The sequence below is a fragment of the Streptomyces sp. NPDC053432 genome, assembly GCF_055585365.1.
The window spans coordinates 62,810-89,790 of sequence record NZ_JBVJKF010000023.1 but is presented as its reverse complement, the minus strand read 5'-3'; the positions used below and the strand labels follow the sequence as shown (position 1 = coordinate 89,790).

The 26,981-nt window shown below is 72.4% G+C and carries 20 protein-coding genes and 1 pseudogene; 11 read left to right on the top strand and 10 right to left on the bottom strand.

The genetic code is table 11. The features are described 5' to 3' along the window. Window positions 1-135 precede the first annotated feature (135 nt). On the top strand, window positions 136-1,173 hold the full coding sequence (locus ACZ6Y1_RS30390) for a WxL protein peptidoglycan domain-containing protein (protein ID WP_469637019.1): 1,038 nt from the start codon (window positions 136-138) through the stop codon (window positions 1,171-1,173). A 116-nt stretch (window positions 1,174-1,289) separates the two neighbouring features. Here the strand turns inward: ACZ6Y1_RS30390 and ACZ6Y1_RS30385 are convergent, their stop codons facing one another. From ACZ6Y1_RS30385 to iolC, 4 genes are read right to left on the bottom strand one after another with little or no spacing between them, the layout of a single operon-like run. Beyond that, window positions 1,290-2,789, bottom strand: a complete 1,500-nt coding sequence (locus tag ACZ6Y1_RS30385) for a CoA-acylating methylmalonate-semialdehyde dehydrogenase (RefSeq protein ID WP_469637016.1) — start codon at window positions 2,787-2,789, stop codon at window positions 1,290-1,292. A gap of 13 nt (window positions 2,790-2,802) precedes the next feature. Next, window positions 2,803-4,671, bottom strand: a complete 1,869-nt coding sequence (gene iolD / locus ACZ6Y1_RS30380) for a 3D-(3,5/4)-trihydroxycyclohexane-1,2-dione acylhydrolase (decyclizing) (RefSeq protein WP_469637013.1) — start codon at window positions 4,669-4,671, stop codon at window positions 2,803-2,805. Then, entirely contained in the window at window positions 4,668-5,657 is a 990-nt protein-coding gene (gene iolB, locus ACZ6Y1_RS30375; protein WP_469637149.1) for a 5-deoxy-glucuronate isomerase, read from the bottom strand. The genes iolD and iolB overlap by 4 nt, the downstream gene beginning before the upstream one ends. Before the next feature lie 7 nt (window positions 5,658-5,664). Continuing rightward, the gene (iolC, locus tag ACZ6Y1_RS30370; protein ID WP_469637009.1) at window positions 5,665-6,639 is read right to left on the bottom strand and encodes a 5-dehydro-2-deoxygluconokinase; all 975 of its coding nucleotides are present in this window, start codon (window positions 6,637-6,639) and stop codon (window positions 5,665-5,667) included. Window positions 6,640-6,680: 41 nt separating this feature from the next. On the opposite strand from iolC, the gene ACZ6Y1_RS30365 reads away from it, so the two are divergent. The 3 genes from ACZ6Y1_RS30365 (at window position 6,681) to ACZ6Y1_RS30355 (ending at window position 9,061) form a co-directional block, all read left to right on the top strand. After that, the gene (locus ACZ6Y1_RS30365; RefSeq protein WP_469637006.1) at window positions 6,681-7,595 is read left to right on the top strand and encodes a sugar phosphate isomerase/epimerase family protein; all 915 of its coding nucleotides are present in this window, start codon (window positions 6,681-6,683) and stop codon (window positions 7,593-7,595) included. Window positions 7,596-7,613: 18 nt separating this feature from the next. Further along, window positions 7,614-8,630: a Gfo/Idh/MocA family protein gene (locus tag ACZ6Y1_RS30360; protein ID WP_469637003.1), complete on the top strand. Its 1,017-nt coding sequence runs from the start codon at window positions 7,614-7,616 to the stop codon at window positions 8,628-8,630. Between the two features lie 230 nt (window positions 8,631-8,860). After that, complete coding sequence (locus ACZ6Y1_RS30355) at window positions 8,861-9,061, top strand: helix-turn-helix transcriptional regulator (RefSeq protein WP_365171386.1); 201 nt, start codon at window positions 8,861-8,863, stop codon at window positions 9,059-9,061. A gap of 82 nt (window positions 9,062-9,143) precedes the next feature. On the opposite strand, the gene ACZ6Y1_RS30350 is transcribed toward ACZ6Y1_RS30355, so the two are convergent. Then, the gene (locus ACZ6Y1_RS30350; protein ID WP_469636999.1) at window positions 9,144-11,405 is read right to left on the bottom strand and encodes an MMPL family transporter; all 2,262 of its coding nucleotides are present in this window, start codon (window positions 11,403-11,405) and stop codon (window positions 9,144-9,146) included. Between the two features lie 131 nt (window positions 11,406-11,536). On the opposite strand from ACZ6Y1_RS30350, the gene ACZ6Y1_RS30345 reads away from it, so the two are divergent. After that, a complete protein-coding gene (locus tag ACZ6Y1_RS30345) occupies window positions 11,537-12,214 on the top strand; it encodes a TetR/AcrR family transcriptional regulator (protein WP_469636996.1) in 678 nt (225 codons plus the stop codon). Here the strand turns inward: ACZ6Y1_RS30345 and ACZ6Y1_RS30340 are convergent. Then, on the bottom strand, window positions 12,192-13,427 hold the full coding sequence (locus tag ACZ6Y1_RS30340; protein ID WP_469636993.1) for a cation:proton antiporter: 1,236 nt from the start codon (window positions 13,425-13,427) through the stop codon (window positions 12,192-12,194). The two genes, ACZ6Y1_RS30345 and ACZ6Y1_RS30340, sit on opposite strands and share 23 nt — an antisense overlap. A 158-nt stretch (window positions 13,428-13,585) precedes the next feature. Between ACZ6Y1_RS30340 and ACZ6Y1_RS30335 the strand changes: the two genes are divergently transcribed. Together ACZ6Y1_RS30335 and ACZ6Y1_RS30330 are read left to right on the top strand one after the other, a co-directional pair. Beyond that, window positions 13,586-13,819, top strand: coding sequence for a heavy-metal-associated domain-containing protein (locus tag ACZ6Y1_RS30335; RefSeq protein WP_469636989.1), 234 nt, complete (start codon window positions 13,586-13,588; stop codon window positions 13,817-13,819). A gap of 101 nt (window positions 13,820-13,920) precedes the next feature. Further along, a complete protein-coding gene (locus ACZ6Y1_RS30330; RefSeq protein ID WP_469636986.1) occupies window positions 13,921-16,188 on the top strand; it encodes a heavy metal translocating P-type ATPase in 2,268 nt (755 codons plus the stop codon). Window positions 16,189-16,532: 344 nt separating this feature from the next. Here ACZ6Y1_RS30330 and ACZ6Y1_RS30325 read toward each other — a convergent pair whose 3' ends face one another. Then, window positions 16,533-17,822, bottom strand: a complete 1,290-nt coding sequence (locus ACZ6Y1_RS30325; protein WP_469636983.1) for a citrate synthase — start codon at window positions 17,820-17,822, stop codon at window positions 16,533-16,535. 182 nt (window positions 17,823-18,004) lie between these two features. Continuing rightward, on the bottom strand, window positions 18,005-20,251 hold the full coding sequence (recD2, locus tag ACZ6Y1_RS30320; RefSeq protein WP_469636980.1) for an SF1B family DNA helicase RecD2: 2,247 nt from the start codon (window positions 20,249-20,251) through the stop codon (window positions 18,005-18,007). Between the two features lie 257 nt (window positions 20,252-20,508). Between recD2 and ACZ6Y1_RS30315 the strand changes: the two genes are divergently transcribed. Then, complete coding sequence (locus ACZ6Y1_RS30315) at window positions 20,509-21,018, top strand: DUF937 domain-containing protein (RefSeq protein WP_469636977.1); 510 nt, start codon at window positions 20,509-20,511, stop codon at window positions 21,016-21,018. Window positions 21,019-21,078: 60 nt separating this feature from the next. Further along, a pseudogene (locus tag ACZ6Y1_RS30310) lies at window positions 21,079-21,576 on the top strand (GNAT family N-acetyltransferase); the annotation flags it as partial. Here the strand turns inward: ACZ6Y1_RS30310 and ACZ6Y1_RS30305 are convergent. Continuing rightward, complete coding sequence (locus ACZ6Y1_RS30305) at window positions 21,482-22,432, bottom strand: EamA family transporter (RefSeq protein WP_469636974.1); 951 nt, start codon at window positions 22,430-22,432, stop codon at window positions 21,482-21,484. The pseudogene ACZ6Y1_RS30310 and the gene ACZ6Y1_RS30305 sit on opposite strands and share 95 nt — an antisense overlap. 83 nt (window positions 22,433-22,515) lie before the next feature. Between ACZ6Y1_RS30305 and ACZ6Y1_RS30300 the strand changes: the two genes are divergently transcribed. Together ACZ6Y1_RS30300 and ACZ6Y1_RS30295 are read left to right on the top strand one after the other, a co-directional pair. Continuing rightward, on the top strand, window positions 22,516-23,415 hold the full coding sequence (locus tag ACZ6Y1_RS30300) for a LysR family transcriptional regulator (protein WP_469636971.1): 900 nt from the start codon (window positions 22,516-22,518) through the stop codon (window positions 23,413-23,415). 242 nt (window positions 23,416-23,657) lie between these two features. Then, entirely contained in the window at window positions 23,658-25,442 is a 1,785-nt protein-coding gene (locus ACZ6Y1_RS30295; protein ID WP_469636968.1) for a glycoside hydrolase family 3 protein, read from the top strand. A 36-nt stretch (window positions 25,443-25,478) separates the two neighbouring features. Here the strand turns inward: ACZ6Y1_RS30295 and ACZ6Y1_RS30290 are convergent, their stop codons facing one another. Then, window positions 25,479-26,924 (bottom strand): S28 family serine protease, encoded by a 1,446-nt coding sequence (locus tag ACZ6Y1_RS30290; protein ID WP_469636964.1) that lies wholly within the window; start codon window positions 26,922-26,924, stop codon window positions 25,479-25,481. Window positions 26,925-26,981 lie beyond the last annotated feature (57 nt).

The following is a 26,981-nucleotide window of genomic DNA, read 5'->3' as shown; positions in this document are numbered from 1 at the left end:
TGCCGCCTCGTGTTTGTTTTGTTGGGGGGGGGTGTGGGGTTTTTTTTTTTTTTTTTTTTTTTTTTTTGTCCTTTTCCTCCCCCCCCCCCCCCCACCACCCCTTTCCCGACTTCCGCGCCGACTGGAGAACCTCCCATGCGCACCCGCACCTCTCTGTACGGTCTGCTCGTCGGCCTGCTGCTGGGCATGGGGCTGCTCCCGGCCACCGCCGCGACCGCGGCGGACAACGGCACCTGGGGGGTCTTCCCCACGCCCGCGGCCGGGGCGGCAATGACCGACCGCGCCTACTTCTTCCACCAGGGCCAGGCCGGGACCTCCGTGGAGGACAGCGTCACGATCCTGAACTCCTCCGACAAGGAGCTGACGTTCCAGATCTTCGCCACCGACGCCGTCAACACCCCCTCGGGCGGTGCCTTCGCCCTGCTGCCCGTCGAGACGAAGCCCAAGGACGTCGGCACGTGGATCGCGCTGCCGCCCGAGACGGCCTCCACCGTCACCGTGCCCGCCAAGAGCCGCAAGGACGTTCCGTTCACCGTGAAGGTCCCGGCGAACGCGACGCCCGGCGACCACGTCGGCGGGATCGTCGCCCTCAACACCGCCGTGGAGGGAGTCCAGCAGGAGGGCAAGGTCCAGGTCGGCGTGCGGCGCTCGGTGGGCGCCCGGCTGTACTTCCGGGTGCCGGGCCCGCTGACGCCCGGGCTCAGCGTGGAGGACGTGAAGGTCGACCGGTCGGCGCCGCTGCTGCCCTGGGTCCGGGACGCCCGCGCCACCATCACGTACACACTGGTCAACCGGGGCAACGTGGTCGTCGACCCCAGGGTGACGGTGACCGCCGAGGGCCTGTTCGGGCGGACGGTGCTGGACCGGCCGGCCCGGGAACTGAAACTGGCGCTGCTGCCCGGCCAGCGGATCGAGCTCACCGAGCCGTGGCCCGACGCGCCCCAGTCCGACTGGGTGACCGTCAGGATCACCGCCGGGGCGACGGCCCACCCCGACCTGGTCTCCACGTCCGAGACGGACTTCGTGGCCGTCCCCTGGCCCGCCGTCGGCCTGCTCCTCGTCCTCGCGGGCGCCCTGACGACCTTCCTGGTCCTGCGCCGGCGCGCCGTCGGCCGCCCGGCACAGGACGTGGACCAGCCGGACACCGAGCGGGACCTGACCCGCACGTACTGACCCGGCCGCCGTCGCAGCACCCGCACCCGTACCCGTACCCGTACGAACGGACTCGCCCCCCGCAGTGAGGGTTGCGGGGGGCGAGCGGTGCCGCGGGGCGGTGTGCGCCCGGTCGGTCAGTGGTTGCGGGGGAAGCCCAGGTCCACGCCGATGTGGCCCTCGGACGGGTCCGGCCAGCGGGTCGTGACGACCTTGCCGCGAGTGTAGAAGTGGATGCCGTCGTTGCCGTAGATGTGGTGGTCGCCGAAGAGCGAGTCCTTCCAGCCACCGAAGGAGTGGTAGCCCACCGGCACCGGGATCGGCACGTTGACGCCGACCATGCCCGCCTCGATCTCCAGCTGGAACCGGCGGGCGGCGCCGCCGTCACGGGTGAAGATCGCGGTGCCGTTGCCGAACGGCGAGGCGTTGATGAGGGCCACGCCCTCCTCGTAGGTCTCCGCGCGCAGCACGCACAGCACCGGGCCGAAGATCTCGTCGCGGTAGGCGTCGGAGTCGGTCTTCACGTGGTCGAGCAGCGACAGGCCGATCCAGTGGCCGTTCTCGAAGCCGTCCACCGTGTAGCCGGTTCCGTCCAGGACCACGTCGGCGCCCTGGTCGGCGGCGCCCTTGACGTACGAGGCGACCTTGTCGCGGTGGGCGGCCGTGATCAGCGGGCCCATCTCCGAGGCCGGGTCGTTGCCGGGGCCGATCTTGATCTTCTCGGCGCGCTCGCGGATCTTCTCGACCAGCTCGTCGGCGATGGAGCCGACGGCCACGACGGCGGAGATCGCCATGCAGCGCTCGCCCGCGGAGCCGTAGGCCGCGGAGACCGCCGCGTCGGCGGCCGCGTCCAGGTCGGCGTCCGGCAGCACCAGCATGTGGTTCTTGGCGCCGCCCAGCGCCTGTACGCGCTTGCCGTTGGCGGAGGCGGTGGTGTGGATGTGGCGGGCGATCGGGGTCGAGCCCACGAAGGAGACGGCCGCGACGTCGGGGTGGGACAGCAGCGCGTCGACGGCGACCTTGTCACCGTGGACGACGTTCAGCACGCCCGCCGGCAGTCCGGCCTCGGTGGCCAGCTCGGCCAGCTTGTTGGCGGCCGACGGGTCCTTCTCGCTCGGCTTGAGGATGAAGGTGTTCCCGCAGGCCACGGCCAGCGGGAACATCCACATCGGGACCATCGCCGGGAAGTTGAACGGGGTGATGCCCGCGACCACGCCCAGCGGCTGGCGGATGGCGGCGACGTCCACGCGGCTGGACACCGACGTCGACAGCTCGCCCTTGAGCTGCGTGGTGATCCCGCAGGCCAGCTCGACGATCTCCAGGCCGCGGGCGACCTCGCCCAGCGCGTCCGAGTGGACCTTGCCGTGCTCGGCGGTGATCAGCTCGGCGATGGCGTCACGGTTGGCGTCCAGCAGGGCGCGGTAGGCGAAGAGCACCTTGGTGCGGGCGGCCAGCGAGGACTGGCCCCAGCTCAGGTACGCCTCCTTGGCGACCTGTACCGCCGCGTCGACCTCCTCGGCCGAGGCCAGCGCGACCTGCGTGGTGACCTCGCCGGTCGCCGGGTCGGTGACCGGGCCGTAGTTGCCCGAGGCGCCCTCGACGGTCTTGCCACCGATCCAGTGGTTGACGGTCTTCATGTGCCTTGCTCCTTCACAGATGGCGACGTCGCTGAGCGGCTTGCCGGTCGTACTCTTCACGGGCCCGAGCCGCCGCTTTGCGGTTCGCGGTCTCGGCCACAGGAACATCCCACCACGCCTGTGCGGGGGGCGGGCCCGACACAGTGTCGGGCGTTCGGGTCCGTACGTAGACACATGTGGGACATGTTGCCGAGCGCGCCTCGGTCAGGGCTTCGCGCAGGTCACGCACGGTGCGGGCGCGCAGCACGGCCATCCCGAGGGAGGCCGCGTTCGCCGCGATGTCCACCGGAAGGGGGTCCCCGCCGTACGAGCCGTCGGGCGCCCGGAAGCGGTACCCGGTGGCGAACCCCTCGCCGCCCACGGCCCGCGACAGCCCCCCGATCGAGGCGTACCCGTGGTTGTCGAGGACGACCAGCCTGACCGGGACGCCCTCCTGCACGGCCGTGACGATCTCGGTCGGGTTCATCAGGTACGTCCCGTCGCCGACCAGCGCCCACACCGGGCGGCCGGGCGCGGCCAGCGCCACCCCGATCGCCGCCGGGATCTCGTAGCCCATGCAGGAGTAGCCGTACTCCAGGTGGTACTGGTCCTCCGAGCGGGCCCGCCACAGCTTGTGCAGGTCCCCCGGGAGCGAGCCGGCGGCGTTCACGAGGATGTCGCTCGCGTCGACCAGCCCGTCGAGCAGCCCGAGCACCTGGGCCTGCGTGGGCGGCAGATCCTCGTCGTGCACGCTCCAGGCGGCGTCCACCCGCCGCTCCCACTCCCTCTTGCCCTCCCCGTACGAGGCCGCGTACGCGGGATCCACCCGGTACCCGGCGACCGCCTCCCGGAGTTCGCCGAGCGCCTCGCGCGCGTCGGCGACCAGCGGCAGGGCGGCGAGCTTGTGGGCGTCGTACGGGTCGAGATTGAGCCCGACGAACCGGACGGCCGGGTTCTGGAAGAGGGTCGCGGAGGCGGTGGTGAAGTCCGTCAGCCTGGTCCCGGCGGCGATCACCAGATCGGCCTCCCGGGCCAGCGCGTCGGCGGTCGCCGTGCCCGTGTGCCCGATCCCGCCGATCTCGGCGGGGTGGTCGTACGGCAGCGCACCCTTGCCCGCCTGGGTCGTGGCCACGGGGATCCCGGTGGCCTCGGCGAACTCCGCCAGCGCGGCCCCGGCCGCGCTGTGCCGGATCCCGCCGCCCGCGACGATCAGGGGACGCGCGGAGCCCCGCACGGCGGCCGCGGCCGCGTCGAGCTCGGCGCGGTCGGGCCGGGGCCGGCGCACGCCCCACACCCGCTCGGCGAAGAACTCCTCGGGCCAGTCGTACGCCTCGGCCTGCACGTCCTGCGGCAGCGCGAGGGTCACGGCGCCGGTCCGCACGGGGTCGGCGAGCACCCGCATGGCCTGGAGGGCCGCCGGGATGAGGGCCTCGGGCCGCGTGATCCGGTCGAAGTACCGGGAGACCGGCCGCAGGGTGTCGTTGACGGAGACGTCCCCCGCCTCCTGCGCCTCCAGCTGCTGGAGCACGGGGTCTGCGGGCCGGGTCGCGAAGGCGTCCCCGGGCAGCAGGAGCACCGGGATCCGGTTGATCGTCGCCCCGGCCGCGCCGGTGACGAGGTTGGTGGCGCCGGGCCCGATGGAGGTGGTCACGGCATGCGCGGACAGCCGCCCGCTCTGCCGGGCGTACCCGACGGCGGCGTGCACCATGGCCTGCTCGTTGCGCCCCTGGAAGAAGGGCATCTCCCCGGCGCCCGTCTCAAGCAGCGCCTGTCCGATCCCGGCGACGTTCCCGTGCCCGAAGATCCCCCAGGTTGCGGCGACCAGCCGGTGCCGGTGCCCGTCGCGCTCGGTGTACTGCCTGCTCAGGAACCGTACGAGCGCCTGTGCGACGGTGAGTCTCATCGCGCCTCGTCCTCCGCTCGGTGGAAGGGCAGCCGGGGGTCGACCGCCTGGCCGTCCCAGCTGCCGCGGATCCAGGCGTGCTCGGGGTGGTCCCGGATCAGCCACTCCCGGGGCTCGCCGGGCGGCCCGGCCATCACGTTCAGGTAGTACATGTCGTGCCCGGGCGCGGCGATGGACGGCCCGTGCCAGCCGTCGGGGATCAGCACCGCGTCCCCGCTCCTGACTTCCGCCAGGATGTCGGTCTTCCCCGCGGGAGAGGGCGTGACGCGCTGGTATCCCACCCCGGGGGTCTGGCCGTGGGGCGCGATCTCGAAGTAGTAGATCTCCTCCAGACGGGACTCCTGGCCGGGGAGGTGCGTGTCGTGCTTGTGGGGCGGGTACGAGGACCAGTTCCCGCCGGGGGTGAGCACCTCGACGGCGATGAGCCGGTCCGCGGGGAACACCCCGGCGGCCCCGAAGTTGTGGACCTGCCGGGAACACTGCCCGGCCCCGCGCAGCTCCACGGGCACGTCCCCGGCCGGCCCGTACCGCGCGGCCAGCCGCGTCTCGCAACGGGCCCCGGCGAGCGCGAACCGGCCGCCGCCGGCCGACTCGATCTCCGCCTGCCCGTCCCGGGGCAGATACGCGAAGTCGCTGACCCCGCCGAACACCCCGTGTCGACCGCGCAGTCGGAACGTGCCGGGTGGGGTGGCGTTGGGCCCTGCGGGGCTTGTTCCCCCACCCCGCCCCTTCCCGGAACTGGGGGCTCCGCCCCCAGACCCCCGGCCCTCAAACGCCGGACGGGCTGGATCCCCCAGCTCGGCCGGAGGCAATTCCGGCCCCGCCGGCGTTTGAGGCGCGGGGTCCGGGGCGGAACCCAGGGGCTCCGCGCAGCGGACCTCGCACGCGCCGGACAGCGGGAGCACGATCCACTCGGAGTCCCCGCACTCGTGCGCGTACACCTCCCCGGCCCCCAGCTCCAGCACCACCAGCCGCGTCCACTCCATCCCCCACTCAGCAACCACCGGCACGCCCCAGCACCTCCTCCACCTCGTACGAGAACGGCATCGCCGAAGAACACGCCAGCCGCGAGGCGACGATCGCCCCCGCCGCGTTCGCGTACCGCAACACCGCCTCCAGCGGCCACCCCGCCAGCAGCCCGTGGCACAGCGCCCCGCCGAACGCGTCCCCCGCGCCCAGCCCGTTCACCACCTCCACCCGCACCGGCGGGACCTCCGCCACCGTCCCGTCCCGGTGGACCGCGAGCACACCCTCCGGGCCGCGTTTGACGACGGCCAGCTCCACCCCGGCCTCCAGAAGCGCCTCCGCCGCCGCGTACGGATCGGACCGCCCCGTGGCGATCTCGCACTCCTCCGGGTTCCCAACGGCCACCGTCGCCGACGCCAGCGCCCGCTCGTAGTACGGCTCCGGTTTCTCCCGCCACAGCATCGGCCGCCAGTCCAGGTCGAACACGGTCACCCCCGCGCCACGCCCCCTTGCCCGAAGCGCGGCCAGCGTCGCCCCCCGCGAGGGCTCCTCGCTCAGCCCCGTCCCCGTCATCCAGAACACCTTCGCGGCCCGCACCGCCGCCAGGTCCACCTCCGCCGGCTCGATCTCCAGATCGGGCGCCTTGGGCAGGCGGTAGAAATACAGCGGGAAGGAATCCGGCGGGAACATCTCGCAGAAGGTGATCGGCGTCGCCAGCCCGGCGACCTGCGCCACCCACCGGCCGTCCACCCCGAACCTCCCCAGCTCCGCCCGGAGATACGCGCCGAAGGGATCCGCCCCGGTGCGGCTGATCAGTGCGGTCCGCCGCCCCAGCCGGGCCGCCGCGACGGCGACGTTGGCCGGGGAGCCGCCCAGGAACCTGCCGAAGGTCTCGGCCTCGGCCAGTGATACGCCGGTCGTCAACGGGTAGAGATCCACCCCGATCCGGCCCATCGTGATCAGGTCGAACTCCGACGGATCGCCGGTACCGGTCCCGGTCACAGTCTGTCCCTCCGCTCGCCTCCCACCCGAAGGTGGCCGTTATGACGTCCTCCCCGCCCGCGTTGACCCGTATCCGCGTCGGTTCGGCTCCGGACTCCTGGGGTGTCTGGTTTCCCGACGATCCCCTGCAGACCCCTTGGGAGCGCTTCCTCGACGAGGTCGCGGACGCCGGGTACGAGTGGATCGAGCTCGGCCCGTACGGCTATCTGCCCACCGATCCCGCCCGGCTCGCCGAGGAGACCGCCAAGCGCGGGCTGCGGGTCTCGGCTGGCACCGTCTTCACCGGACTCCATCACGGTCCCGCCGTGTGGGAGGCCACCTGGGACCACGTGTCGCGGATCGCGGAGCTGACGCGGGCGATGGGCGCGGCGCACCTCGTCGTCATCCCCTCCTTCTGGCGGGACGACAAGACCGGCGAGGTGCTGGAGGACCGCACCCTCACCCCCTCCCAATGGCGTGAACTGGCTTCCCAGACCGAGCGCCTGGGCCGGGAGGTCCAGGACCGGTACGGGCTGCGGATCGTGGTCCATCCGCATGCGGACACCCACATCGACACCCCGGGGAACGTGGCCCGCTTCCTCGACGCCACCGACCCCGACCTGGTCTCGCTCTGCCTGGACACGGGGCATTACGCGTACTGCGGCGGCGACAGCGTCCAGGCCGTGGAGACCTTCGCCGAGCGCATCGGCTACCTCCACCTCAAGCAGGTGGACCCGCGGATCCTCGCCGAAGTCGTCGCGCAGGAGCTGCCCTTCGGGCCGGCCGTGGGCCGCGGGGTGATGTGCGAGCCGCCGTCGGGCGTGCCCGCGCTGGAGCCGGTGCTCGCCGCCGCCCAGCGGCTGGGCGTGGACCTCTTCGCCATCGTCGAGCAGGACATGTACCCCTGCCCGCCCGACCGGCCGCTGCCGATCGCCCGCCGTACCCGCGACTACCTGCGCTCCTGCGGCGCCCGCTGACCCCCTGAGGAGACAACCATGAGCAGCACGCTCGGCATCGCCGTCATCGGTACGGGCAGGATGGGCGCCGACCACGTCCGCCGGATCGGGCGGAGCGTCGGCGGGGCCCGGGTGGTGGCCGTGGCCGATCCCGACGGGGACCGGGTCAAGGAGGTCGCGGGCGCCCTGGAGGGGGCGAGCGCGCACACCGACCCGGCGGCCGCGATAGGCGCACCCGGGGTCCGGGCCGTACTGATCGCCTCTCCGGGGCCCGCCCACGAGGAGGCGGTCCTGCACGCCCTGGACCGGGAGCTGCCGGTGCTGTGCGAGAAGCCGCTGACTCCCGATCCGGCGGGAGCGCTGCGGATCATGGCGGCCGAGCAGCGGCTGGGGCGGCGCCTGGTGCAGGTGGGTTTCATGCGGCGCTTCGACGCCGAGTACGAGCGGCTGAAGGAGCTGCTCGACGCGGGCGGGATCGGGCGGCCTCTGTTCCTGCACTGTCGGCACCGCAACGCCGCCTCGCCGTCGTTCTTCACCAGCGACATGCTGATCAGCGATTCCGTGGTGCACGAGGTGGACGCGGCCCGCTGGCTGCTGGGGCAGGAGATCACGGCCGTCACCGTCATCTCCCCGAGGCCGACGGCGGCCGCCCCTGAGGGGCTGCGCGATCCCCGGCTGGTGCTGCTGGAGACCTCCGACGGGGCCGTCGTCGACGTGGAGATCTTCGTGAACTGCGGTTTCGGCTACCAGGTGCAGTGCGAGGCCGTGGGCGAGTCGGGCAGTGCCCGGATCGGCGACGGCCACGCGATGGTGGTGCAGTCGGCGGGGCGTTGGGGCGGGGAGATCGACCAGGACTTCACGGTGCGCTTCGCCGACGCCTACGACCGCCAGCTGCGCCGCTGGGTGGCCGCGGCGGCGCGCGGCCGGGTGGCGGGGCCCGACGCCTGGGACGGCTACGCGGCGGCGGCCGTCTCGGAGGCGGGCCTCGCGGCCGCGCGGACCGGCGTACGGACCCCGGTGGCGCTGGCGGAACGCCCGCCCCTGTACGGGGGCTGAGTCCCGGCTCCCCTTGCGCACCCCTGTGCCGCATCCGTCACAGGGGTCTCCGCCGTGTCACCCATGTCCGCGTTACGCGGGTCTTCGGTCACAGCCGTTCGACAGCCCCTCCCCTGCCCTCACCCCGGGTCGTTCCCCGGGCACAACGCGAGTGATCGCCAGTGTCCACGCGCCGGCTCCCCCGACGGCCTCCCGGCCGGCCCCGCGGCGTGGACGAGGAGGTGCCTGGGATGAGTGACCGTCAGCTGTGGTCGTACAAGGAGATCGCCGCCCACATCCGGGTACAGCCGGACACGGTGCGCTCCTACCGCAAGCACGGGCTTCTCCCGCCGCCGGACCATGTCGAGGGCGGCAAGCCCTACTGGTACGCCGACACGGTCCGCGCCTGGGTGGCCCGGCGGCCCGGCAACCGGGGCCGCGGCGGGGACTGACCCCGCACCCGGCTGCGGGAGGGGGGCTCGACCACCCCCGCCCTCCCCCGTCCCTCAGCCGGCCGCTCGGAGCCCCCCGCCACTACGCCGCCCCGACGGGCACCTTCTCCTGCTCCGGCCGGCCCTCCGGCCGGGCGGGAGGAACGGCGGACTCCCCTTCGCTCAGTCCGAACCTGTCGTGCAGCCTGCGCAGCGGGCCCGGTGCCCACCAGGTGGCCTTCCCGGTCAGCTTCATGACCGCCGGGACGAGGAGGCTGCGCACGACCATGGCGTCCATCAGCACCGCCAGCGCGATTCCGAGCCCCAGCATCTTGGTGTTGGTCACCCGCGAGGTGCCGATGGCCACCATCACCACGGCCAGGATCAGGGCCGCCGCGGTGATCAGCCCGCCGGTGCGGGCCAGTCCCGTCCGCACGGCCCCCTCGTGGTCCCCGGTCCGGTCGTACTCCTCCTTCATACGGGATATGAGGAACACCCCGTAGTCCATGGACAGTCCGAAGGCGATGCAGAACATCAGGACCGGCAGCGTGGTCTCGATGTCCCCGGTGGAGGTGAAGGAGAGCAGCCCCGAGAGGTTGCCCTCCTGGAAGACCCACACCACCGCTCCGAACATCGCGGTCAGGCTGAGTGCGTTGAGCAGCACCGCCTGGAGCGGTATGAGCAGGCTCCCGGTGAGCAGGAAGACCAGCAGCAGGGTGGCGAGTGCCACCAGGGCCAGGGCGGTGGGAAGGGCGTCCGCGATGGCCGACCTGGTGTCGACGAGTCGCGCGGCCTGTCCCGCCACGGAGGTACGGAAGCCGGGATCGACCTTCCGCACCTCACCGACCAGGTCCTGGGCCTGCGGCCCCACTCCCTCCCCCTGTGAGATGACCGAGAAGTACGCGTACCGCGCCTCGGGGCCGGTGCTCACCGGCCCGTCGATGCGGACCACGCCGGGCAGGACCGCCAGTCGCTCCCGGTAGGCGGCGAGCTCGGCGGGACCGGAGGCACCCTCGGCGAGCACGGTGAGCCCGCCGCCGGGGCTGCCGGGGAAGGCGTCCCGGATCTGCTGCTGGACCACGTGCGACTCGGCGGTGCTGGGCAGCTGCCGGTCGTCCACGGTGCCGAACTTCACCCCGAGGAAGGGCAGTCCGAGGAGCAGCAGCCCCGCTGTGGTGGCCACCGCGAACAGCGGGGCCCGGCGCATCACCAGAGCCGCCGCCCGCCCCCAGCCCCGCCCGGTGTCCGCCGTGGCGCCGGGCGCCTCGCCGGAGGCGCGCCCGCGCCGCCACAGGCGCCGCAGGTCGAGGGAGTTGACCCGCTCGCCGAGCAGGATCAGGGCCGCCGGCAGCAGGGTCAGCGCGGCCGCCGCGGCGAGGAGCACCACCGCGACCCCCGCGTAGGCGAAGGAGCGCAGGAAGGACATCGGGAAGAAGGCCATGGCCGAGAGGGCGACGGCGACCGTGAGCGCGGAGAAGAGCACGGTGCGCCCGGCGGTGCGCAGGGTGGTCCCGATGGCGCCCGCCGGGTCCTGTCCGGCCGCGAGCTCCTCTCGGAACCTGCGGACGATGAACAGGGCGTAGTCGATGGCGAGTCCGAGGCCGAGTGCGGTGGTCAGGTTCTGGGCGAAGACCGAGACCTCGGTGAACTCGGTGAGGCCGCGCAGCACGGCGTTGGTGCCGAGGATGGCCACGATGCCGACGCCGAGCGGCAGCAGGGCCGCGACGGCGCTGCCGAAGACGAGGACGAGCAGGACGAGGGTGACCGGCAGCGCGATCAGCTCGGCGCGCAGCAGGTCCTCCTGGATGGTCGTGGTCACCTCGGCCTGGACGGCGACGGGTCCGCCCAGGGAGACCCGCACCGGCCCGTGTTCGCCCCGGAAGCGGGGAGTGATCCGGTCCAGTACCTCGGTGGCGGTCTTCTGGTCGCCCAGCACCCTGGCCGCGATCAGGGCCTGCCGGCCGTCCTCGGAGCGCAGCGCCGGCAGTCGGGTCCGCCAGTACGAGCCGACGCCGACGACCCCCTCCTCCCCGGCGAGCCGGGCGGTCAGCCGCTCCGCCTCGGCGGCGACCGCGGGATCGTCGACCCCGGCGGCCCCGATGCCGGGCCCGGCGTCGACGAGCAGCAGCAGATTGGGCTGGGAGGCCGGGAACTCCCGCTCCAGGGCCGCGGCGGCGTAGGTGGACTGGGCGTCCGGGTCCTCCCATCCGCCACTGCTCATCCGCTCGGCGACGCCACCGCCCACGAACACGGCCAGGGCCGTGACCACCAGGGCGAGCAGCAGCGAGAGCCGCGGCCGGGCCGTGACGAACCGGGTCCACCCGCCGCTCTCCCCGGACGACGGCGGTTTCTTGACTTCGGACATGACTCGGTGTCCCCTTCACCGTGATTGCCAGGCCGAATAGACTGGCAAACACGAGCAGTCGCTCGCGTTTTCCCAGAATGCGAGCGACCACTCGTGTTTGTCAATCACCCACGGGAAGCAGGGGATTGGACATGCCGAGGACATCCAAGGACAAAACCACCGAAAGCGACCAGCTCACGGAAGCCGGCACGCCCACCGCGCCGCGCCGCCGCCAGGCACGGGGCGAGCGCCGGGTCGCCCAGCTGCTGGCAGCCGCCGCCGGGGTGTTCTGCCGCACCGGCTACGCCGCAGCCAGCACCAACGCCATCGCCCGCGAGGCCGGCGTGTCACCGGGCACGCTCTACCAGTTCTTCCCGAACAAGGAGGCCATCGCGATCGAGCTCGGCGGCCAACTGCTGCGCCACGCGCGGGAGACGCACGGCCAGGCCTTCCTGCCCCAGAACCTGGGCCTTCCGCTGCCCGAGGCGCTGGACGCCGTCCTGGACCCGCTGATCGCCTTCAACTGCGAGAACCCGGCCTTCTGGGCCCTGATGCACGGCTCCGGCGTCCCGGGGGGCATCGACAAGGAGCACGAGGAGCTCCACTCCAGCATGGCCGCGCAGACCCGGGACGCCCTGCACTTCCTCGCCCCCGCTGTCGGACCGGCCGAGCTCGACCACACGGCGAACATGGTCCTGGGCATCTTCAAGGCGTCCCTGGACCTGATCCTGGCCCACGAGGGCGCCGAACGCGAGGCGTACGTCGCCGAGCTCAAGACCGTCCTGCTGCGCTACCTGGAGCCGATCGTCACCACGACTCACCCCCGCTGACCCGCTCCCCGCGGCGGCCCTGCGCACCGCGTTCCCGCGCCGGCCGGTTCCGGTCCCGCAGCCTCATCGCCAGCAGCGGGAACACCAGCACCGACACCATGCCCGCCCCCACCAGCGCGGCCGCCTCGCCCGGCGCCACCTTCCCGTCCTGCACCCCGAGCGTGGTGATCGCGACCACCAGCGGCAGCGCCGTGGACCCGAACAGCACCAGCGCGGACCGGTCGCTCCCCCGCATGTCCGCGGGGGCCAGCAGCCGGACCGGCAGGCCGCGCACCACGAGGAACAGCAGCAGGAACAGCGGCAGCAGCAGGAGCTCCCGGCCGCCCGCGAGCAGCGCCTGCAGGTCGAACTCGATGCCGGTGACCACGAAGAACACCGGCACCAGGAAGCCGAACCCCATGGCCTCCACCTTCGACAGCACGGTCGCGCTGCTCTCCGGCGCGGCCCCGTGCAGCACGAGCCGGGTGACGAGGCCCGCGGCGAAGGCCCCGAGGAGGATGTCGAGCCCGAGCACCTGGGCCAGCGCCAGCATCGACACCAGCAGCAGGACGACCAGCCGCACCGCGAACTGGGCACTGCTGTGCAGCGTCCTGGCGATGACCGCGCCGAACCAGGGCGGCTTGGGCCGCAGCGCCCAGAACACGGCCGCCGCCGTCAGCACCGCGAAGGCGGCGAGCAGCAGCGCCGACCGCGCCGGGGCCCGCCCGCTGAGCAGTACGGCCATGGCGATGACCGGTCCGAACTCGCCGATGGTGCCCATCGCCATCACCACGGAGCCGAACCGGCTCCGGAGGTCTCCCGCGTCCCTCAGCACGGGCAGGATCGTGCCCAGCGCGGTGCTGGTGAGCGCGGTGCCGATGTAGACGCCCTTGTCGTAGCCGCCGCCGTGGGCGAGCAGGATCCCCACACCCAGGCCCAGGACGAGGGAGATCACCCAGGCCCACACCGACCGCTTGAGGGTGTCCCCTCTGACCCGGTCGAATTCGAGCTCGTAGCCGGCCAGGAAGATCAGCATCGCCAGGCCGAGGTTGCTCAGCACGTCGATGACCCCGCCGGTGCGCGCCCACCCGAGGACGTCGGGGCCGATCAGGATCCCCAGCAGGATCTCGAAGATCACCAGCGGTACCGCCAGCCAGCGCGAGACCCCGTAGGCCAGCAGGGGCGCGAGCACGGCGACGGCCATGATGAGGACGAGGCTTCCTGGCTGATCCATAACGGCCATTTACGTACAGTTCCGCCATACCGGCCAGTTTTGGAGGCGGGGGCTCGCATTTATACCCCCCAGGGGTATAGTCTCGGAGCGTCGGGAGGACGGTGGAGGGATCCATCGCCCCCCGCGACCGGACACGTACGCCTGAAGAGGAGAACGACATGACCGCCGAGACGGACACCCGCACCACCACCGTCTACCGCGTGACCGGCATGAGCTGCGGGCACTGCGAGGGCTCGGTGACCGACGAGCTCAGCGCCCTGCCCGGCGTCAGCTCCGTCAAGGCCGTCGCCGCGACCGGCGAGGTCACCGTGGTCTCCGACGCCCCGCTCGCCGAGGAGGACGTCCGCGCCGCGATCGACGAGGCCGGCTACGAGCTCGCCGGCCAGGCCTGAGGCACCGCGCAGGACCCTCAGGATCCCGCAGATCTCCGCCAGGCCGTGCCGACCGGCTCATACCGGTCCCGCACGGCCCGGCCCTCCCCTGGAGCCGGAAGATGAGCAGCACGGTGCACGACGGGCCCATAGCGGCGGTGGAACTCTCGATCGGCGGGATGACCTGCGCCTCCTGCGCGGCCCGGATCGAGAAGAAGCTCAACCGGATGGACGGCGTCGAGGCCACGGTGAACTTCGCCACCGAGAAGGCGAAGGTCTCCTACCGCGGTGACGTCCAGGTCGCCGACCTGATCGCGACCGTCGTGAGGACCGGGTACACCGCCGAGGAGCCCCCGCCGCCGGAGCCGCTCCCCGAGCAGCCCGAAGCCGAGTCCCCCCGCGACCCCGAGCTCGCCGCCCTGCGCCACCGGCTGCTCGTCTCCGCCGTGCTCGCGCTGCCCGTCGTCCTGCTCGCGATGGTCCCGTCCCTCCAGTTCGACAACTGGCAGTGGCTCTCGCTGACGCTGGCCGCCCCCGTCGTGGTCTGGGGCGCGTACCCCTTCCACACGGCCGCCTGGACCAACGCCCGGCACGGCGCCGCCACCATGGACACCCTCGTCTCGGTCGGCACCCTGGCGGCCTTCACCTGGTCGCTGTGGGCCCTGTTCTTCGGCCACGCGGGCATGCCCGGCATGCGGCACGGCTTCGGCCTGACCATCTCCCGTACGGACGGCTCCTCGGCCATCTACCTGGAGGTCGCGGCAGGGGTCGTCTCCTTCATCCTGCTCGGCCGCTACCTGGAGGCCCGCTCCAAGCGGAAGGCCGGCGCCGCCCTCAAGGCGCTGCTGGAGCTCGGCGCCAAGGAGGTGGCCGTGCTGCGCGGCGGCGCCGAGGTGCGGATCCCCGTGTCGCAGCTCGCGGTCGGCGACCGGTTCGTCGTCCGCCCCGGTGAGAAGATCGCCACCGACGGCACGGTCGTCGAGGGCAGTTCGGCCGTGGACGCCTCCATGCTGACCGGCGAGTCGGTCCCGGTCGAGGTCGCCGTCGGGGACTCCGTCACCGGCGCCACCGTCAACGCCTCCGGGCGCCTGGTCGTCGAGGCCACCCGGATCGGCGCCGACACCCAGCTCGCCCGGATGGCGAAGCTCGTCGAGGACGCGCAGAACGGCAAGGCCGAGGTGCAGCGCCTCGCGGACCGGATCTCCGGGATCTTCGTGCCGATCGTCCTGGTCCTGGCGCTGGGCACCTGGGCGGTCTGGCTGCTCGTCACCGGTGACGCCACCGCCGCCTTCTCCGCCGCCGTGGCCGTCCTGATCATCGCCTGCCCGTGCGCCCTGGGCCTGGCCACCCCGACCGCGCTGATGGTAGGCACCGGCCGGGGCGCGCAGCTCGGCATCCTGATCAAGGGCCCCGAGGTGCTGGAGTCCACCCGCCGCGTGGACACCGTCGTACTGGACAAGACCGGGACCGTGACCACGGGCCGGATGACCCTCACCGAGGTGCACACCGCCGAGGGCGTGGACGAGAAGGAGCTGCTGAGGCTCGCCGGCTCCCTGGAGCACGCCTCCGAGCACCCGATCGCCCGGGCCGTCGCCACCGGCGCGGCCGAGCGGGCGGGCGCGCTGCCCGCACCCGAGGGCTTCGAGGCCCCTTCGGCCTTCGAAAGCGTCGCCGGCCTCGGCGTGCGGGGCGTGGTGGACGGGCACGCGGTGCTGGTGGGCCGCGAGCGGCTGCTGGCCGACTGGTCGATCTCCCTGCCGGAGGGCCTCGCCGGGGCCAAGGCGGCCGCCGAGGCCGCGGGCGCCACCGCCGTGCTGGTCGCCTGGGACGGCGAGGCGCGCGGGGTCCTGGCGGTGGCCGACGCCGTCAAGGGGACCAGCGCCGAGGCGGTCTCCCGGCTGCGGGCACTGGGCCTGACCCCGGTGCTGCTGACCGGCGACAACAGGGCCGTCGCCGAGACGGTGGCCCGCGAGGTGGGCATCGACGAGGTGATCGCCGAGGTGCTCCCGCAGGACAAGGTGGACGTCGTACGACGGCTCCAGGCGCAGGGACGTACGGTCGCCATGGTCGGCGACGGGGTCAACGACGCGGCCGCCCTGGCCCAGGCCGACCTCGGCCTGGCCATGGGCACCGGCGCCGACGCGGCCATCGAGGCCGGCGACCTGACCCTCGTACGGGGTGACCTGCGGGTGGCGGCGGACGCGATCCGGCTGTCGCGCCGGACCCTGGGCACCATCAAGGGCAACCTGTTCTGGGCCTTCGGCTACAACGTGGCGGCGCTGCCGCTGGCGGCCGCCGGACTGCTCAACCCGATGATCGCGGGGGCCGCGATGGCCTTCTCCTCGGTCTTCGTGGTGACCAACAGCCTGCGGTTGCGTTCCTTCCGGTAGTGGACCTCCTCCTCATGACCCACACCGTTCCTTCACGGGAGACGCAGATCACAGTGACGGCAACGTAACCATTCGGGGTCGTGGTGGGTCTAATGGGGCGATGCCAGGAACGTCTTGGGGGACGTCCAGGGGTATCGGCCGGCCGGGATTCGTGCCGCGGGAAGCCTTGAGCGGCCGTCCCGTCCAGAACGGGTCCCGGCACCATTGACGCCCCGGCTCGGGTCCCGTGGGGGGAATCCGTACCGGGGAAAAGGAAAGCGCCCCGACCGTCGACCCGTGGGGGGATCGACGGCGGGGCGCTTTTCGTACGCCTGGGGGCCCTGGCGGGCCTTGAGGGCCTCGGGTCAGCGGGCCTCGACCGGCACGAAGTCGCGCAGGACCTCGCCGGTGTAGATCTGGCGCGGGCGGCCGATGCGGGAACCCGGCTCCTTGATCATTTCCTGCCACTGGGCGATCCAGCCGGGAAGCCGGCCGAGCGCGAAGAGCACGGTGAACATCTCGGTCGGGAAGCCCATGGCCCGGTAGATCAGGCCCGTGTAGAAGTCCACGTTGGGGTAGAGGTTGCGCGAGACGAAGTAGTCGTCGGCCAGCGCGTGCTCTTCCAGCTTCAGCGCGATGTCGAGCAGCTCGTCGCTCTTGCCGAGCGAGGAGAGGACGTCGTGCGCCGCGGCCTTGATGATCTTCGCCCGGGGGTCGAAGCTCTTGTAGACGCGGTGTCCGAAGCCCATGAGGCGGACGCCGTCCTCCTTGTTCTTCACCTTGCGGATGAAGGCGTCGACGTCGCCGCCGTCGTTCTTGATGCCTTCCAGCATCTCCAGCACCGACTGGTTGGCGCCGCCGTGCAGCGGGCCCCACAGGGCGGAGATGCCGGCCGAGATCGAGGCGAACATGTTCGCCTGCGAGGAGCCGACCAGACGCACGGTGGAGGTCGAGCAGTTCTGCTCGTGGTCCGCGTGCAGGATGAGCAGCTTGTCGAGCGCGGAGACCACGACCGGGTCCAGGTCGTACTCCTGGGCCGGCACCGAGAAGGTCATGCGCAGGAAGTTCTCGACGTAGCCGAGGTCGTTGCGCGGGTAGACCACCGGGTGGCCGACCGACTTCTTGTACGCGTACGCGGCGATCGTCGGGAGCTTGGCCAGCAGCCGGATCGTCGAGAGGTGGCGCTGCTTCTCGTCGAACGGGTTGTGGCTGTCCTGGTAGAACGTCGACAGCGCGCTGACGACGGAGGACAGCATCGCCATCGGGTGCGCGTCACGCGGGAAGCCGTCGTAGAAACGCTTGACGTCCTCGTGCAGCAGCGTGTGCTGGGTGATCTCGTTGCGGAACGACGCGAGCTGGTCGACGGTCGGCAGCTCACCGTTGATCAGCAGGTAGGCGACCTCGATGAAGGACGAGCGCTCGGCCAGCTGCTCGATCGGGTAGCCGCGGTAGCGCAGGATGCCCTGCTCACCGTCGAGGTAGGTAATCGCGGACTTGTAGGCCGCGGTGTTGCCGTAGCCGCTGTCCAAGGTGACGAGCCCGGTCTGGGCCCGCAGCTTCGAGATGTCGAAGCCCTGGTCACCGACGGTGCTCTCGACCACCGGGTAGGTGTATTCACCGTCCGCGTACCGGAGTACTACAGAGTTGTCGCTCACGTCATCCCTCACCGACGTAGTGCCTCTTCTTCGAGGTGCCCTGACTGCCTCTACCTTCCCCCATTTGGCGCAGGAGAGTGCACTCGGGGTCGGCCTTTGGTGCTTTGGACGGCACTCAGTGCCGTCAAGCTGTTCATCCTGCACCCTCCGCACCAGTGGCGGAACCCCAAATGATCGATCATCTAGGTGATGTTTCCCACCGGTATCCGGCCGGACAGCCTCGGCGCCACGGACGTGTACCTCCTGCCTGCGGAAACGGTACGCACCGCCTGGGCGAGGGCCTTGCGGGACCCGACGAGGACGACCAGTTTCTTCGCCCTGGTGACCGCGGTGTAGAGCAGATTCCGCTGGAGCATCATCCAGGCCCCGGTGGTGACGGGGATCACCACGGCCGGATATTCACTCCCCTGGGAGCGGTGGATGGTGACGGCGTAGGCGTGGGCCAGCTCGTCGAGCTCCGCGAACTCGTAACCGATCTCCTCGTCCTCCTCCGTCCGCACCGTCAGGCGCTGTTCTTCCAGGTCCAGGCCGGTGACGACGCCGACCGTGCCGTTGAAGACGCCGTTCGCGCCCTTGTCGTAGTTGTTGCGGATCTGGGTGACCTTGTCGCCCACCCGGAAGACCCGGCCGCCGAACCGCTTCTCGGGCAGGTTCGGCCGGGCCGGTGTCATGGCCTGCTGGAGCAGGCCGTTGAGGTTCCCGGCGCCGGCCGGGCCGCGGTGCATGGGCGCGAGGACCTGGACGTCCCGCCGCGGGTCGAGGCCGAATCTGGCCGGAATCCTCCGGGCCGCCACGTCCACGGCGAGGACGCCCGCCGCCTCGGTGTCCTCCTCGGGGAAGAGGAAGAAGTCCGGCAGGCCGTCGGTCAGCGGCGGCACTCCGGTGTTGATCCGGTGGGCGTTGGTGACCACCCCCGACTGCTGGGCCTGGCGGAAGATCCGGGTGAGCCGGACGGCGGGCACCGGGCCGCCCTCGGCCAGCAGGTCCCGCAGCACCTCCCCGGCGCCGACGGACGGCAGCTGGTCCACATCCCCCACCAGCAGCAGGTGCGCGCCCGGCGCCACGGCCTTGACCAGCTTGTTGGCCAGCAGGAGGTCGAGCATCGAGGCCTCGTCCACCACGACCAGGTCCGCGTCCAGCGGCCGGTCCCGGTCGTAGGCCGCGTCCCCGCCCGGCTTGAGCTCCAGCAGCCGGTGCACCGTGGAGGCCTCCGCACCGGTGAGCTCGGCGAGCCGCTTCGCGGCGCGGCCGGTGGGCGCGGCCAGCACCACCTTGGCCTTCTTGGCCCGGGCCAGCTCCACGATCGAGCGCACGGTGAAGGACTTCCCGCAGCCCGGCCCGCCCGTGAGCACCGCGACCCGCCGGGTCAGCGCCAGCTTGACCGCCTCCCGCTGCTCGGGCGCGAGGTCGGCGCCGGTCCGCCCGGCGAGCCAGCCCAGCGCCTTGTCCCAGTCCACGTCCTGGAAGGCCGGCATCCGGTCGTCCTCCGCGTTCAGGAGCCGTCGCACCTGCCCGACCAGCGACAGCTCGGCCCGGTGGAAGGGCACCAGGTAGACGGCGGTCAGCGGATCCGGCCCGCCCTGCGGATCCGGTACGGATTCCCGTACGACCCCCTCCGGGTCGGCCGCGAGCTCCGCCAGGCAGTCGATCACCAGCCCCGTGTCCACCTGGAGCAGCTTGACCCCGTCGGCGATGAGCCGGTCCTCGGGCAGGAAGCAGTGCCCCTGGTCGGTGGACTGGGACAGGGCGTACTGCAGCCCGGCCTTGACCCGCTCGGGGCTGTCGTGCGGGATGCCGACGGCCTGGGCGATGCGGTCGGCGGTGAGGAAACCGATGCCCCACACGTCGGCGGCGAGCCGGTAGGGCTGGTTCTTCACCACCGAGATGGAGGCGTCGGCGTACTTCTTGTAGATGCGCACCGCGATGGAGGTCGAGACGCCGACTCCCTGGAGGAAGACCATGACCTCCTTGATGGCCTTCTGCTCCTCCCAGGCGGCGCCGATCAGCTTCGTGCGCTTCGGACCGAGCCCGGGCACCTCGATCAGCCGCTTCGGCTCCTCCTCGATGACGTCGAGGGTGTCGGTCCCGAAGTGCTCCACGATCCGGTCGGCGATCTTCGGCCCGATGCCCTTGATCAGACCCGACCCGAGGTAGCGGCGGATGCCCTGGACGGTCGCCGGGAGGACCGTCCTGTAGTTCTCCACGGTGAACTGCTTGCCGTACTGCGGGTGGGAGCCCCAGCGCCCCTCCATGCGCAGCGATTCGCCCGGCTGCGCGCCCAGCAGCGAGCCGACGACGGTGAGCAGGTCTCCGGAGCCGCGGCCGGTGTCGACCCGGGCGACCGTGTACCCGTTCTCCTCGTTGGCGTAGGTGATGCGCTCGAGCACCCCCTCGACCACCGCCAGTTGCACGACCCCGTCCATTGCCATGCCCCGAAGCTACCGCCCGGCGCCGACAGCGCGTCAGGCCTGTGGAGAACAGCACTGAGGGGGTCCTGCCTTCCGGCCGGACCCCCTCACGGTTACCCCTCCCGTGCCGGACTTCCCGATCCCCCCAGATCCCTCCCCGGAAGCCCCGACGCAACGTACGACCCGCGCCGCACCCCGGCGGTTGCATCGGGATGCACACCTTTACAAATCCATTACTCAAGATGCCGCCGAATCGGCACGCACGTAGCGTTCCGGACATGAGCGAATCTTCTTTCCAGGACGACGTGCTGGGCGAACTCGGCGACGACCGGCTGAACGAGATCGCCTCGCTCCTCGGCACCGACACCGAGGGCGCGCGCGACACCGTCGCCACCACGGTCGGCGCGATGACGGGCGACCTCCAGCAGAAGGCCGTCTCGGGCGACGACGAGGTCCGCCAGGCCTTCTCGGAGGCGTCCGAACCTCCGCTGCAGGGCGTGGCCACGCTCGGCGGCGGCCTCGGCGGCCTGCTCGGCGGCGGGATGATGGCCACGGTCCTGGCGAAGGCGAGCAAACCCGTGGCCAACGCCGTCTCGAAGAAGACCGGGATCCCCGCCCCCACCGTCGCCCGGGTCGTCGAAATGCTGATCCCGGTCCTGCTGGCGGTCCTCGCCAAGCGCACGGCCTCCGGCAGGGCGGGCACCGCCGGCGCCCCCGCGGCGGCCCCCGCGCAGGGCGGCCTCGGCGACCTCCTGGGCCAGATCCTGGGCGGCGGCAAGGAACGGTGACCCACCCGTTCGGCCGCCCACGGCCATACCATCGGGCTCATGGCTGACAACGTGCGCACCGTGCGGCTGCGAAGCCCCGAACCGGGAGACCTGGGCTGGATCGTGCAGCGCCACGGCGCGCTGTACGCCGCCGAGTACGGCTGGAACAGCGACTTCGAGGGCATGGTGGCCCGGATCGTCGCCGACTTCGCCCAGGATCACGACCCCTACCTGGAGCGGGTGTGGATCGCCGAGCTGGACGGCCGCCCCGTCGGCTCCGTGATGTGCGTACGGGAGGAGAGCACCCCCGGCACCGCGCGGCTGCGGCTCCTCCTCGTCGAACCGGAGGGGCGCGGCCGCGGCATCGGCACGGAACTGGTCTCCGCGGTGATCGGCTTCGCCCGCTCGGTCGGCTACCGCGAGCTCGTCCTGTGGACCAACGACGTGCTCGACGACGCCCGCGCGCTCTACCTGAAGGCGGGCTTCACGCTGATCGCGCAGCGCCCGCACCGCTCGTACGGAGTGAGCCTGACGGGCCAGGACTGGCGGCTCCCGCTCCAGGAGAGCCGCCCCCACTGAGCCGCGCGGGCGCCGGCGAGGTGAGCGCGACCCCGCCCACCAGCAGCACCGCCGCCACCCACCGCAGCCCCGACACCGGCTCCCCCAGCACCAGGGCCGCCGAGGACATCCCGAAGACCGGCACCAGCAGTGAGAACGGCGCGACCGCCGAGGCCGGGTAGCGGCGCAGCAGGTACCCCCAGGCCCCGAACCCGAACACGGTGGACACCCACGCCACGTACCCGATGACGCCCACCCCGGACCAGTCCAGGCCCCGCAGCGCGGCCATGTCCCGCTCGGGGCCCTCGAGCAGCAGGGACAGCGCGAACAGCGGCAGTACCGGCACCGTGCACACCCACACCATGAAGTTCAGCGCGTCGGGCGGCGCGGCCCTGCGGGTCAGCACGTTGGAGACGCCCCAGCACGCGGCGGCCGCCACGACGAGCACGAACCCGGCCACCGGCCCGCCGACGCCCCCGTCCAGGGCGGCCACCCCGATCCCGGCGAGCGCCACCGTCATCCCGAACACCCTTACCCGGCCCGGTCGTTCCCGGAGCACGACGGCCGCGAGAGCGGCGGTGAAGACGGCCTGTATCTGCAGCACGAGCGAACTGAGCCCGGCCGGCATCCCGGCGGCCATGCCGGTGAAGAGCAGACCGAACTTGGCGACCCCCAGCGCCAGCCCCACCCCGAGGATCCACTTCCAGGCGACCTTGGGCGGCCCGACCAAGAACACGGCGGGCAGAGCGGCGACGAGGAAGCGCAAGCCGGACAGGAGCAGCGGCGGGAAATGCCCCAACCCGATCTCGATCACGACGAAGTTGAAACCCCAGACGGCGGCGACGAGAACGGCGAGTGCGGTGTGTACGGGACGCATGCCAAGACTTTCACCCGCCCCAACCGTGTAGCACCAGCGCGAATCACTTCCGCGATGGATGAAGCAGTGCTTACGATTGGCGCATGCTCGATCTGGCCCGGCTGCGCGCCCTGCACGCCGTCTCCGTCCACGGCTCGGTCGCGGGCGCGGCGGCCGCCCTCGGCTACACCCCCTCCGCCGTCTCCCAGCAGATCGCCAAGCTGGAGCGCGAGACCCGCACCACCCTCCTCGAACGGCGCGGACGCGGGGTCGCGCTCACCGAGGAGGCCCGGCATCTGGCCGCCACCGCCCAGGAGTTGCTGGCCATCGTGGAGCGCGCCGAAACCACCCTGGAGGAGCGGCGCGGCCTGCCGAGCGGGCTGCTGACGGTGGCCGCCTTCGCCTCGGCGGCGCGCGGCCTGCTGCCGGCCGTACTGGCCGACCTGGCGGGCCGCCATCCCGCCCTGGACGTCCGCCTCACCGAGGTCGACCCGCACCTCTCGGTGGACCTGGTGGCCCGCGGCGTCACCGATCTGGCGGTGGCCCACGACTGGGACATCGCGCCGCTCCCGGCCCCCGAGGGCGTCGACCAGGCGGTCATCGGCGACGACCCCTGCGACCTGATCGTCCCGGCCGGCCACCCGTTCACCGGGCGCGCCACGATCCGCCGCGGTGACCTCGGGGGCGAGCGGTGGGTCTGCCAGCCGCCGGGGCGGGTCTGCCACGACTGGCTGGTCCGGACGCTGCGCACCGCGGGCTTCGAGCCGGAGATCGCGCACGTGGCCGAGGAGAACCACACCATCGTCGCGCTGGTCGCGGCCGGGCTCGGGGTGGCGGTGGTCCCCCGGCTGGGGACCGGGCCGCTGCCGGCCGGCGCGGTGGCGGTGCCGCTCGAACCCGGGCCCGTGCGGCGCCTGTACGCCCTGTGGCGCACCGGTGCGGCCCGCCGCCCGGCCATCACGGAGACCGTCCACACCCTCCGGTCCCACTGGCCTCCGGCCTGACCTGTCGCCCCGGTGCCACCGCCGCGCCGCCGGGCCGGGGTGCCGGGGTGCCGCTGCGCGGAGCGTGTCCCCGCCCCTCCCTTCCACCGTTCCCCGGGGCTCCGCCCCGGACCCCGCGCCTCAAACGCCGGCGAGGCTGGAATTGCCGCCGCGCGGCGCGGGCGGGCGGAGCCGGGTGGTGGTGGGGCGACACGCGGGGACGTGCGCGGGTGGGGCGGAGGTCCGGGAGTAGGGTCCGGCGCGTGTCGTACCTCGCCTCGCGCCGGAACCTGCTCGCCGCGGCCGCCGTCGCCGCCGTCACGGCCGCCGGGGGCGGCTCCGCCGCCCTCGGGGCCGCTTCCCTCCCGCCGGCCCCCGCGAGGGCGCGCGCACCGCGCCGCCTCCTGGAGGGGATGAGCCTCGCGGAGAAGGTCGGGCAGCTGTTCGTCTCGCGCGCCTACGGACACTCCGCCACCGACCCCGACCCCGCCGACGCCGAGCAGAACCTCGCCCTGTTCGGCGTCCGCACCGCCGCCGAACTGGTCTCCCGTTACCACCTCGGCGGGATCATCTACTTCGCCTGGGCCCACAACACCCGCACCCCGCACCAGATCGCCGCGCTCTCGGCCGGCCTCCAGGAGGCCGCCCGCACCACCGGCGCCCGGATCCCGCTCCTGCTCTCCACCGACCAGGAGCACGGCATCATCGCCCGCATCGGCAAGCCCGCGACCCTCTTCCCGGGAGCGATGGCCCTCGGTGCGGCCGGCTCCGCCGAGGACGCCGGGCGTGCGGCCCGCATCGCCGGCGCGGAACTCGCCGCGATGGGCGTCCGCCAGGACTACGCCCCGGTCGCGGACGTGAACGTGAACCCGGCCAACCCGGTGATCGGCGTACGGTCCTTCGGGGCGGACGCGCAGGCCGTGGCGGCCCTCGTCGCCGCGCAGGTCACCGGCTACCAGGCCGCCGGCGTGGCCGCCACCGCCAAGCACTTCCCCGGCCACGGGGACACCGAGACCGACAGCCACCTCGGCCTGCCGGTGATGCGGCACAGCCGCGCGCAGTGGGAGGAGCTGGACGAGCCGCCGTTCCGGGCCGCGGTGCGGGCGGGCGTGGACGCGGTCATGACGGCCCACATCGTCTTCCCGGCGCTCGACCCCTCGGGCGACCCGGCGACCCTCTCCCGGCCCATCGTCACCGGCATCCTGCGCGAACGCCTGGGCTTCCGGGGCGTGGTGGTGACCGACGCCCTGGACATGGCCGGGGTCCGCCAGAAGTACGGGGACGACCGCGTCCCGGTACTGGCCCTGCTGGCCGGCTGCGACCAGCTGCTCAATCCGCCGGACCTGCCGCTCGCGCACCGCAGCGTACTGGCGGCCGTGGAGGCGGGGGAGCTCAGCGAGGCGCGCATCGACGAGTCGGTGCTGCGGATCCTGGAACTGAAGGCCCGCCGGGGCCTGTTCGATCCGTTCGGGGCACCGCCCTCGGAGGCCGCCGTGGACGCCACCGTCGGCATCCCGGATCACCTTGCCGCGGCGGACGGGATCGCGGCCGCCACGACGACCCTGCTGGCGAATCCGGCCGGGCTGCTGCCCCTCGACGCGGGCGAGGCCCCCCGGCTGCTGGTCACGGGCACGGACCCGGTGTCCCCCACGGGCACGACCGGGCCCCCCACGGCCGTTCTGGCCCGGGAGCTGACCGCCCTGGGCTGCCGGGCGACGGCGGCGCCGCCCGCCCGCGCGGTGGCCGCCGCGGCCGGTCACGCGGCGGTGCTCGTGTGCACGTACAACGTGCCGGAAGGGGAGAGCGCCCAGCGCACTCTGGTCGCGGACCTCGTGGCCACCGGGGTGCCGGTGGTCCTGCTGGCGGTCCGCAATCCGTACGACCCGGCCCGGCTGCCGCCCTGCGCCGCCGAACTGGCGACCTATTCCTGGACGGACGTGGAGATGCGGGCGGCGGCCCGGGTCCTCACCGGGGCGGTACGGCCCTCGGGCCGCCTCCCCGTCCCGGTGCCGGGCCGCTACCCGCTGGGCCACGGGCTGACGTACTAGAACGCGTACGTCAGCCCGTGGCCCCGGCGGAACGTGCTACCGCCGCAGTTGCGGCTCCCGCCGCAGGTCGGTCTGGTCGAGCACCGGGTCCGGCGCCGCCAGCGGCTGCGCCGACGGCGCCGCGTCGCCCGCGAGGGAGGGCGCGGCGGCCGGAGCCACCCCGGCCCACTGCTGGATCTTCGCGGTGGCCAGCGCCTTCTCGCCGTCCTGGAGCTTGGCGACGTTGGCGCCGTGGTTGGCGCCCGGCGCGATCATGACGTAGCTGTCGCGCACCCCGTAGCCGAGGTGGAACGGCTCGGCGCCCCACGGGTCGTTCTGGCCGTACACGAACAGCATCTGGTTCGCGTTCTTGCGGACCCAGTTGTCCACGTCCCGCATGGCCGCCGGCTGGAAGGTCATCGGGATGTCGCGGGGCACGAAGTTGCGCGGCGGCTGGTAGCCGTAGCGGCTCAGGCCGGCCAGGTGCGGCTGCTTGATGTCCGGGGAGCCGAGCTGCGTGCCCGCCTGGTAGTAGTACGGCGTGTACGTCTCCAGGCCCTGGTCGGCGTAGGCGGAGAAGCCGGAGATCGTGTCGACCGTGTCCCAGATCTCCTGGTCGCTCGCGGTGGCGGCGACGGGAACCGTCGCGCAGTCGGCGAGCAGGCTGTACTGCCAGAAGGCCCACGCGTAGTCGAGCACGACGGCCTCGTAGGCCTTGTCGAGGGTGCCGACGGTGTTGAAGGTCCAGCCGTTCTCGGCGGCGGCGGCCGCGTACTTGACCTCCAGCGGCTCACGGCGCACGAGCGCCTCGCGCTGCACCGCGTTGAGCTTGTCGCGGCACTCCTTGGTGCCGACGCCCGCGAAGAACCGGTCGTAGGCCGAGTCCTCCTGGTTGACGACGTCGTTGGGCGCGACGTACGCGACGACGCCGTCCATGTCGCGCGGGTAGAAGCGTTCGAAGTACGTCGCCGTCATGCCGCCCTTGCTGCCGCCCGTGGCCAGCCAGTTCTTCGTGTAGATCTTCTTCAGGGCGGTGAAGAGGCGGTGCTGGTCGCTGGCGGCCTGCCAGATGGTCAGGTCGCCCCAGTTGGCCGGGTCGGGCCGCGAGGGCGTGAAGAATCGATACTCCAGCGACACCTGGTTGCCGTCGACGATCGTCGTCGGCTCGCTGCGGCGCGGGTTGGTGTTGACGTTGTAGCCGGAGGTGAAGAACACCGTCGGGCGCGACACGTCCTTGTGCAGCAGGGTCAGGCGCTGCTTGAAGGTGCCCTTCCACGGCTGCCGGTGGTCGACCGGCTGCTCGTAGTTCAGTACGAAGAAGCGGTAGCCGGGGTACGGCTTCTCCTCGATCAGGCTCATCCCGGGAATTCCGAGGATCCGGTCCTTGATGTCCGCGGCGGCGGCCGGCTCCGCGGCTGTGGCCGCTTGTGCCGTGAAGCCGGCCGCGCCCATGGTGCCGATCAGCACCACGAGCGACAGCAGCCATCCGAGCGTCTTGCGCATTCACCCTCCCCTTGAGTTCACTTCGGTCGCCGTGAACCTAGCGGGGTCAACACAGCC